The 9,306-nt window shown below is 66.6% G+C and carries 8 protein-coding genes and 1 pseudogene; 6 read left to right on the forward strand and 3 right to left on the reverse strand.

The features are described 5' to 3' along the window. The first annotated feature begins 64 nt into the window (after positions 1-64). The gene (locus ACIPEK_RS42185) at positions 65-1,732 is read left to right on the forward strand and encodes a tyrosine-type recombinase/integrase (RefSeq protein ID WP_402007630.1); all 1,668 of its coding nucleotides are present in this window, start codon (positions 65-67) and stop codon (positions 1,730-1,732) included. A gap of 66 nt (positions 1,733-1,798) precedes the next feature. On the opposite strand, the gene ACIPEK_RS42190 is transcribed toward ACIPEK_RS42185, so the two are convergent. Next, positions 1,799-2,632 carry an NAD(P)H-binding protein gene (locus tag ACIPEK_RS42190; protein WP_402007632.1) on the reverse strand — a complete coding sequence of 278 codons (834 nt, stop codon included), beginning with the start codon at positions 2,630-2,632 and terminating at the stop codon, positions 1,799-1,801. A 514-nt stretch (positions 2,633-3,146) separates the two neighbouring features. Between ACIPEK_RS42190 and ACIPEK_RS42195 the strand changes: the two are divergent. From ACIPEK_RS42195 to ACIPEK_RS42205, 3 genes and pseudogenes are all read left to right on the forward strand, one after another. Beyond that, a pseudogene (locus ACIPEK_RS42195) lies at positions 3,147-3,266 on the forward strand (Mu transposase domain-containing protein); the annotation flags it as partial. A 182-nt stretch (positions 3,267-3,448) separates the two neighbouring features. After that, a complete protein-coding gene (locus ACIPEK_RS42200; protein WP_402007644.1) occupies positions 3,449-3,871 on the forward strand; it encodes a hypothetical protein in 423 nt (140 codons plus the stop codon). After that, the gene (locus ACIPEK_RS42205) at positions 3,868-5,334 is read left to right on the forward strand and encodes a M1 family metallopeptidase (RefSeq protein WP_402007634.1); all 1,467 of its coding nucleotides are present in this window, start codon (positions 3,868-3,870) and stop codon (positions 5,332-5,334) included. The genes ACIPEK_RS42200 and ACIPEK_RS42205 overlap by 4 nt, the downstream gene beginning before the upstream one ends. Positions 5,335-5,436: 102 nt before the next feature. Here the strand turns inward: ACIPEK_RS42205 and ACIPEK_RS42210 are convergent, their stop codons facing one another. After that, entirely contained in the window at positions 5,437-6,198 is a 762-nt protein-coding gene (locus ACIPEK_RS42210; protein ID WP_402007636.1) for a hypothetical protein, read from the reverse strand. Positions 6,199-6,273: 75 nt separating this feature from the next. Beyond that, positions 6,274-7,032 carry an SDR family NAD(P)-dependent oxidoreductase gene (locus ACIPEK_RS42215; protein WP_402007638.1) on the reverse strand — a complete coding sequence of 253 codons (759 nt, stop codon included), beginning with the start codon at positions 7,030-7,032 and terminating at the stop codon, positions 6,274-6,276. A 486-nt stretch (positions 7,033-7,518) separates the two neighbouring features. Here ACIPEK_RS42215 and ACIPEK_RS42220 point away from each other — a divergent pair, with 486 nt between their 5' ends. Then, entirely contained in the window at positions 7,519-8,307 is a 789-nt protein-coding gene (locus tag ACIPEK_RS42220; RefSeq protein WP_402007640.1) for a DUF5707 domain-containing protein, read from the forward strand. Between the two features lie 616 nt (positions 8,308-8,923). Further along, positions 8,924-9,136, forward strand: a complete 213-nt coding sequence (locus ACIPEK_RS42225; RefSeq protein ID WP_402007642.1) for a transposase — start codon at positions 8,924-8,926, stop codon at positions 9,134-9,136. Positions 9,137-9,306: the final 170 nt, after the last annotated feature.

Here is a 9,306-nt window from a genome sequence, read left to right on the forward strand (position 1 = left end):
CGGGGAGCCGAGCACGCCGCTCTCACGGAGCCGGGCGAGATGCGACCTGACTGGCTTCTGTCGCTTGCCGCTGGAACGTCAGCTCGCCTTCAACCATGAGACTCACCGGTTCATCAGCTGGCTCTCGGTCACCGGACGTCTGCAACCCGGGGCGGACTACCTGGTCGCCCGACGCCCGCGGCTGGGCATCGTGCTCACTCGCACGGAGCCGGAATTGCATCTGCGGTTCATGGAGACCGCCCGCACGCTCGGCTTTCGCGACACGGTGGCCATGACCCAGTTCAACCTGCTGGCCCACTTTGTCGCGCTGTCCGGCAGGCAACCGCACGAACTGCAGCAGAGCGACTGGGACGAGGGACGCCGCCTCCTGCTGGAGGCGGCTCGCCGTATCCCCAACCGCGGCGTCAAGGCCCTGTCGACCGCCCTGTTCAACCTGGAAGCGACGCTGTTCCACTGTGAGTTGACCGACCAGCTCCCGCGCAGACGTTCCCCGGACCACGCCAACATGCGAGCCCAGGAGTGGGCCCGTGTCCCGGCCGGGATGGCGGACACTATGCAGCACTATCTGCAGCAGATCGCGGGGACACTGCGGCCGGGCGCCGTGAAGAACGCCGAGCTGACGCTACGGGAGTTCGCCCTGTTGGTCGCCGCCGAAGACACGGCCGTCACCTGCGTCGCCGAGCTCAAGCGAAGGCACGTCGAACGCTATCGGCAGTGGCTGCTGGAGCGGCCGGCCGCACGCGGGGGCCCGCTGCACCGGCATACTGTCCGCGACCGGCTGAGCAAACTCCGCGGCTTCTTCCGCCGCCTGGACGAGTGGGACGCCGCCGACCGGCCGCTCCGCCAACTGGTGTGCGACAGCGACTTCCCGATCGCGGACGAGCCGTTGCCGCGCTTCCTCGACGACGCCGCGGCCGCCAAGCTGCTGGCCGCCGCCCGCCAGGACCCCGATCCGTTCGCGAGGCTGGCCATCGAGATCCTCGCCCGCGCCGGGATGCGCCGCAGCGAGATGCTCGGCCTGACCATCGACGCGGTCGTGCAGATCGGGTCCGCCTACTGGCTCCGTGTTCCGGTTGGCAAGATGCACACCGACCGCTACGTTCCCCTGCATCCGCAGCTGAAGACGCTGCTGGACGACTGGCTGCTGCACCGGCCCGAGGGCCTGCGCTCGAACCTGCTGTTCACCGATCACGGCCGCCCGGTCAATGCCTCCCGCATCGAAGCCGCGGTCCGCAAGGCGGCCGAGCGGGCCGGACTGGGCAGGGTCACACCGCACCAGCTCCGTCATACTCTGGCCACGCAGGCGATCAACCGAGGCATGTCCCTGGAGGCCATCGCCGCTCTACTCGGACATCGGTCGTTGTCCATGACACGTGTTTACGCGCGGATCGCCGACCGGGCCGTCGCCGACGAGTACTTCGCCGTCTCGGCGAAGCTCGAGGCACTCTACGACGCCCCGCGCCAGTTGCCGGCCGACGCCGAGGGCTCTGAGATGGCCAAGCTCCGCCGGGAGATGCACCGTCGCATGCTCGGCAACGGCTACTGCGCCCGCCCCGTCGAAATGGACTGCCACTTCGAGTCGCTCTGCGAGTCCTGCACCTTCTTCGTCACCACGATCGAGTTCCGCCCGACCCTCGAACGCCAGCGGGACGACGCGGTGGCCAAGAGGCAGGTCGCGCGGGAGCAGATCTTCGATGGACTCCTCAGCCGACTCGACGGTGAAGCCTCCTGACCCTGTCGGCATATGTGTGAAGCCCAGCCAAGTACGCATGCATGAACATGCTCGGAACCAGACGTCTCAACGGAAGGCGGCGGCATTCTCTGAAAACCAGTGGTGAAATCGCCGGGCAGGGGAGCCAGTGACCCGCGAAACTGTGTCGCGCACCTTCAGAAGCTCGTCGTTGACGTCCCCGCCCGTCACATCGAGCACCGCATCCGCGGCCTCGTCTCCCAAGAACGCAGCCATGTCACGGTGGGCCTCCTCCCGGCTGATCTCGGCGAGCGGCACCTCCCGCTCCAGTGCCACGGCTATGGCGTTAACCTGCTGCCGGGCCGTCACCCGCTCCGGGCCGGTCAGGGCATACGTCCGGCCTTGGTGACCGGATTTCGTCAGCGCCACCCGCGCCACTGACGCGATGTCCGCAGGGTGGATCGTGGGGAGCCCGATGTCCGCATACGGCACCCGGACCGGTTGATGCTCGCGGATGGACGCCGCCCACCACAGGGCGTTCGAGGCGAACTGCGTCGGCCGCAGAATCGTCCAGGCCATGCCGCTGCCCTTGAGAAGCCGCTCGACAGCCAGGTTCTCGTCGGCGGGGCCGAGGTGGGGATGCGTCTGGACGGTAATGGACGACACCAGCACCACGTGAACCACCCCCGCCTGCCGGGCGGCGCCGAGAATGTCAGCATCCGAACCCACACGCGACACGAGAAACAGCGAGCGCACCCCCTCCAGTGCAGGCTTCAGTGAAGCGATGTCTGCGAAGTCACCTTGAACCGTCTCGACCCCCTTGGGGAATGAAGCTCGCACAGCGTCACGAGTGAGACCTCTCAGGGACCCAGCACCGCACGCATGCAGCTCCTGCAGCAGAGCACTTCCTATGTTCCCGGTGGCTCCTGTCACGAGAATCATGAGCGCCTTCTCCCGTCGCCTGGTGATCAACTGGAGGACACGCTAGAAGCTCAATCGCACTTCAGGTCAAGGAGAGCCCAGACCGTCCTGCGCTGGGCACGTTCACTCCGCAACTTGACCAAGAACGCCGGCAGAACCGTCCTGAGCGTGGTCGGCGGCTTGACATCGAGACCCGCATATTAGAGGTGTCCCGATGTCGATCGTCTACGACCGCACCAAGACCGTGGTCCGCCGGCATGTCGCCCCTGGGGAAGCCGTTCCTCTGCATCCGGAGGCGGTTGCGTTCGCCGAGCACTACGACTTCGATCCCGACGTCCTGGCCGCCTACCCGGCTGACCGGAAAGGGCCGGGTCGAGCGCAGGTCCTGATCGTCCGCGACCACGTCCTGGCCGGACGCGCCTTCTCCTCGGTCGAGGAACTGAACGCCGCCTTCGCGGCCTGGGTTCCGCTGCGGCGGGCCAAGGTTCACGGCACCCACGGCGAGGTCATCGGGCTGAGGGCGGTCCGCGATCACATGGCTCTCCGCCCGTTGCCGGCCACGCCGTATGTGGTTGCTCAGCGGCACCTTCGCTACGTCGGCAAGGACTGCCTCGTCGCCTTCGAGGCGGACCTCTACTCGGTGCCGGCTCTACGGATCCGGCCCCGGCAGCTGGTGGGGATCAGGGCTACGAAGTCCCAGGTCACCCTGCATGCCACCACGCCCGACCGCCAGGGGGAGACCCCTGCTGGCCACCCACCCGCGGGCGGTTGGCCGCGGGGTCCGGGTCGTGGACGAGCCGGTGTCCCGGCTGACACCCCCAGCAACACTCTCGCCGGGTGCCCGCCGGCACCGACGAGACCCTGGCCAACCTCACCCCGGCGGCCGCGTCCGCCGCCCTGCGCCTGCTCGCCGGCGCCATCCGGCGCGGCGCCGCCCACGACGACGTTGTGGAGGCGCTCAAACAGGCCGGAGTGCACTACGCGTTCGCAGATGTCCTCGACGCCGCTTTCACTGCCGTGATGAACGGCCTGGACGACCCGTACGAGTGCGACGGACGGCTGCACGCCGACAACCTCCCCCCGTGCAGAGCCGAAGGCCGGTGGTCAGCGCGGCCCATGCTCACCTTGATCACGGATCATGAACGTCGTTATGTCAGCCGCAAGGCGCGTATAGAATTTTTACCCATCTTGAAGCAACCAAGAGGCGATGCCGACTTTCTGACGTCTCGCGTCCTGCGATCGATGGGAGACACGAGATGAAACTGCATATGGTGAAGGGCAGCCGGCCTCGGCCGGCGGTCCCGGGCCGTCTGTCCGGCTGGGCTCCGGCCACAGCACTCCTCCTGGCCGTGACGACGTCCTGCACCGGCTCCGCACCGGGAAACGGTGCCGTCGTCGGAAAGCCCGGCACGGCCGGAGTGGGGGATCGGCTGTTCCCAGCGCTCGGCAATGGCGGCTATGACGTGGTGCACTACGGGCTGACGCTGGATTACGGGCCCGAGACCAACCACCTGAAGGGCACGACGGTCATCACAGCGCGGGCCACCCAGGACCTGAGCCGCTTCAACCTCGACCTGTCAGGGCTGCGGGTACGCACCACCACGGTGCAAGGAGCCAAGGCCCAAGTCGCTCGCTCGGGGGACGAACTGCTCGTGACACCGGCGAAGACGGTGAGGAACCGCGAAGTCTTCAGGACAGTCGTCACCTACGACGGCACACCGCGCACGCTCAAGGGCGACGACGGAGGCCTGGAAGGCTGGATAAAGACCGATGACGGCTCGACGGCCCTGGGGCAGCTGTCCGGCTCCATGGCCTGGTTCCCGGGCAACCATCACCCGTCGGACAAGGCCACGTACGACATCACGGTCACCGTGCCCAAGGACGAGGACGGCGACCCCTACGACGTGATCAGCAACGGTGAGCTGATCACGGAGGAGGACAAGGGTAAAACGGTGACCCGGCACTGGCGCACTGAGGAGCCCATGGCCAGCTACCTCGCACACGTCTCCGTCGGTTACTTCGAGATCCACAAGGGCCGGACGGACAATGACGTGCCTGTCTACGTCGCCATCGACCCCGACGAGGCCGAAGGCTCCGCCGATGTCGCAGACCTGGTGCCCGAGATCGTCGACTGGGCCGGTAAACGCTTCGGTCCCTACCCCTTCTCCTCGACCGGTGCCATCGTCGACCACCTGCCCGGGCTCGACTACGCCCTGGAGACCCAGACCAAGCCCTACTTCGGCGAGGCGCCCGAAGGGGTGCTGCTCGTGCACGAACTGGCACACCAGTGGTTCGGCAGCTCCGTCACCCCGCGCAAGTGGAAGGACATGTGGCTCAGCGAGGGTTTGGCCACGTACGCGGAGTGGCTTTGGGAGGAGGAGCGGGGCAACAGGAGCACCACGGAGATCTTCGAGGACTTCTACGACGGCACGGACGCCGAGAGCGAGGGCATCTGGGCGTTCCCGCCAGCGGATCCACCCAGCGGAGGGCGCGTCTCCGATCCGCCCGTTTACGGACGCGGTGCCATGGTCGTGCACAAGGTGCGCAGGGCCGTCGGCGACGAGACCTTCTTCGACATCCTTCGTACCTGGACCCGGCAGCACCGGCACGGCAATGCTGACACCCGGCAGTTCATCGCCCTGTGTGAGAGCAAGTCAGGGAAGGACTTGACCGCGCTCTTCGACACCTGGCTCTTCGACAAGAAGAAGCCCTCGCGGATGTGAGGAGGACGATCCGACGAGAGAAGGGCTCTCCCCCAGGGGAAAGCCCTTCTCCAGCCGGCAGGAGGCCCTACGCAGGCGGGTACACCAACGTGATCTCGCGGTTCAGGCCGGTCTCGTCGGCATCCGGGTACATGGACACCTCGCCGTCGGACCACCGCACCAGGAAGTCGTCCGGGTGGCGGTTGTCCGTGTAGTCGCCGGCGCCCAGGATGGTGGCGTGCGTCCAGAGCCGGTTGGGCTTCTTGACCTGGATCTCGCCGTGGAAACCGCCCAGCGCACGATCAGGTCGGAGTAGTCCCAGGATCCCGGATTGCCGTCAGTGAAGTAGCCACCCGTCATGACGTCGGCATGCTGCCAGGTCTCGACCTTGCCCAGGACACCACGGCCCGCCGGCTGACGGTTGTTGACCGCGTCGCCGTACAGCGCCTTGGCGTCGCTGTCGAGGCAGGAGCTGTAGGAGATGTCGTCCTTGTCGCCGCCCGTCTTCCAGCCATCGATGACGCCGATGACGGCCCAGTCGCTGCCCCGCTTAATGAGGAACGGGCCACCGGAGGCACCACCCGAGTACTTGTCACAGGCGATGCGCAGGAAGCTGCCCGGGATCTTGGGGTCGGTGCTGTCGTAACGGACGGTCTTGTCCGTGCAGTCCAGCGGGCGTTTCTGGTTGGCCGGGTAGCCGATGAGACGGGTGTGGTCGTGGTTGTACCCGGCGTTGATCATCAGCTCGGCACCGCCGACGACGTCCTCGACGTTCTTGCCGCCGCGCGGTTCGAGCTGCAGGAAGTTGAAGTCAAGGTCGGCCGCGGCCTCCGGGCCCTTGGACAGGAGCAGAGAACATGGAGTCGATACGCCGCTGGTGATCATCCCAGGTCACCAGCGGGCCGGATTCCTCAGGGAACCGGCGACAGTTGATACAAGAGCCCACCAGTAAACCGGCGGTCAGCGGGTTGTGAATCCACCGTCGATCGCGAGGGCTGCGCCGGTGATGAACGAGGCGTCGTCGCTCAGCAGGAACGCCACGAACGGGGCGATCTCCTCGGGCCGGGCGATGCGGTTCACCGGGTGCATTGCCGAGATCTGCGCGACAGCCTCGTCGCTGGTCAGCATCGAGGTGCGGGCCAGCGGCGTGTCGACGCCACCGGTGGTGATGGCGTTGACACGCACGCCCTGTTCGGCCACTTCGAGCGCGGTGGCCCGGGTCAGGCCCACGACCGCGTGCTTGGCGGCGACGTATGGGGCGACGCCGGGCAGCGCGACGACCCCCATGTTGGAGGCGTTGTTGACGATCGCCCCACGGGTCTTGAGCACCTCCGGTATCTGGTGCTTGAGGCAGTTGAAGACGCTGGTGACGTTCTGTGCGATCTCGGCGTTCCAGGCGGCGCCGTCGATACTGGACACCGGGCCGGAGGCGTTGACAGAGCCGGCGTTGTTGAACGCCCCGTCCAGGCTGCCGAATTCGGAGAGCGCCGCCGTGACCAGCGCGGCGGCGTCGGCCTCGACGGAGACATCGGCGGGAACGAAGAGCGCCCGGCCACCCGTGGCCCGGATGCTCTCGGCAGCCCCTTCACCGATGTCCTTGCGACGGGCGCCGATGACGACGGCGGCGCCTTCTGACGCGAGTCGCCGCGCGACGGCGAGGCCGATGCCGGAGGAGCCGCCGGTGACGACGAAGACCTTGGAGTCCAGACGGGAAGACATGGAGAGACCTTTCGGAGAGAGGTGGTACCAGTGGGGTCGGCTGGGCCCGGAGCGCGACCACCTCCGTCAGACTGCAGTACGACGGCAGCCGAGTCTGGCGCGTATCGGACCTCACGTTGCGCCCGGTCACCCCGGAAGCAGGCTGGGCGCCAGAACGACGAGGCCACGATGAGGGGCCTGACACTGGTGAGCTCGCATGCTCAACCATCGCCGGTGCATTCGCCGACCAAGAACAAACGTCACTCTCTGCAGCCAACAGGGGGCGGCAACCCGGGGGAAATCGTGACAGTTGAATACGCGAGCCCACCAGTAAACCGAGGCCGGAAGATGGCGTGAGCCCCGCGCTCGTCCTGGCAGCCGTGTGATCGATGGGCAACCATTCCTGCGACCTGATGGTCATGTCCGTGCCACCCGCGTACTGGGTGGGCATTGTCAGCTCCGCCTCGGGACGTTCCTGAGGCGCTGGAACATGGGGGAAACGCCTTCATGCATCACCGCACCACCGTGGCAGGCTTCGCCGGGGCTCTCGCCCTGTCCGCGCTCACGATTCCGGCGGCCGCCCAGGCGGATGACTTCTCGGGCGACATCAGGATCACGAAGGTGGTCGTCAACGGAGGGAAGGACATCGTCCTGGGGACCACGGACGTGAAGACGTTCACCATCGCGGTGACCGCCACGGACGACTCGGGCATCGAGGTCGGAAGGACCTTCCCGGTCATGTCGCACACGCCCCTCCCGAACGGCGACTATTACGGTCTCGTGATGCCCGACAACATCGCGGGCAAGTGCGTGCGCCAGAGCTTCACCACGACCACCTGCACCTACACGCTGAAAATCAACCCGCGCATCCACCCCCAGGACAACACCACGGCCGGGACCTGGACCGTGAGAGCCCACGCCCTGGCCAACGACGGTGACTACATCACCAAGGATTCCGCCGCGAAGGCAAAGGTCCTGCGCAACTCCAGGCTGACGGTCAACGCCTCGCCGGAACCGGTGAAGAAGAACAAGACGATCACCGTCACGGGCGCCCTGACCCGCGCCAACTGGGAGACCTACAAGAACGGGGGCTACACCAAGCAGCCGGTGAAGCTCCAGTTCAAGAAGAAGGGCACCAGCACCTACAAGACCCTCAAGACCGTCACGACGGACAGCAAGGGCAACCTGAGGACGACGACGAAGGCCACGGCGGACGGCTACTTCCGCTACTCCTTCGCAGGCACGTCCACCACCCCGGCGGTCGCCTCCGCGGCGGACTACGTCGACGTGAAGTAACCCTCGAGAAGGTCATCTATCCTCCAGCAAGCGCAGAAGGCCCAGGCCGGAGACCCTTCGGTCTGGGCCTTCTTGAGCCCTGGCTGTTTCCCGGCCGGCGGGCCGGTCAGCCGTTGCATCCCTTCGCGCTCTCCAAGTTGATCGACGATCTCGGCGTCCTCCAAGACTGCCAGCCGCACCGCAGCAATCCGAAAGCAGGCCCTGGGACGTCCGCCTCCGTCGCCACCCCTGTCTGCCACCGCGTCCTCACATCCCGCTTCGCATCCGAGTTCGGTGGAACCCGGAACCAGCATGCCTCCGGCGACCACACACGGTCATTAATAGGGTGGGCCCCATGGTGAATTGACGACAGTTGAATACGCGAGCCCACCAGTACCGGGGGCCGGTACGGTCACCGCCCTTCGGGCTCCTCCACAGCGCGTCGGAGCAGGCCGAAAGGCAGCCCCGGGCCGTCGCCGGATTGATTGATTCTGCGGCACCCGGAAACCCTCACCGAGTCCGAGCAACTCCGGCTCAAGGATGTCCGGACTCACTGCCCCGAGCTCGACGCTCTGACCCGCCACGTCCGGTCATTCGCGGCCATGCTCACCGAGCGTCGGGGCGAGTACCTCCCTGAATGGCTCGACGCGCCCGGCAGGACGACCTGCCGAGCCTTCACACCCTCGCTGGTGGCATCGACCGGGACCGCGACGCCGTCATCGCCGGATTCACCCTGCCCTGGAACTCCGGAGTCGTCGAAGGGCACGTCAACCGAATCAAGATGCTCAAGCGACAGATGTTAGGTCGTGCAGGCTTCCAACTGCTGCGGAAGCGGGTACTACTTGCCTGAGCCGGCCGGCCGAGTTTCGGCTGCTTCAAGGGCGGAAGCCGCAGTCTGGTTCCGGTGGAGATAGCCGTCACTAACGGGGTGGGGAAAATTATCCGTCCAACCGCAACACCAGCTCGTCGATCTCCGCTCCCCGCGCGTTCGCGAAGCCCCGGTCCTCGCCGACGACCTTG

The organism is Streptomyces sp. NPDC088246, from assembly GCF_044741025.1.
Taxonomy (GTDB): Bacteria; Actinomycetota; Actinomycetes; order Streptomycetales; family Streptomycetaceae; genus Streptomyces.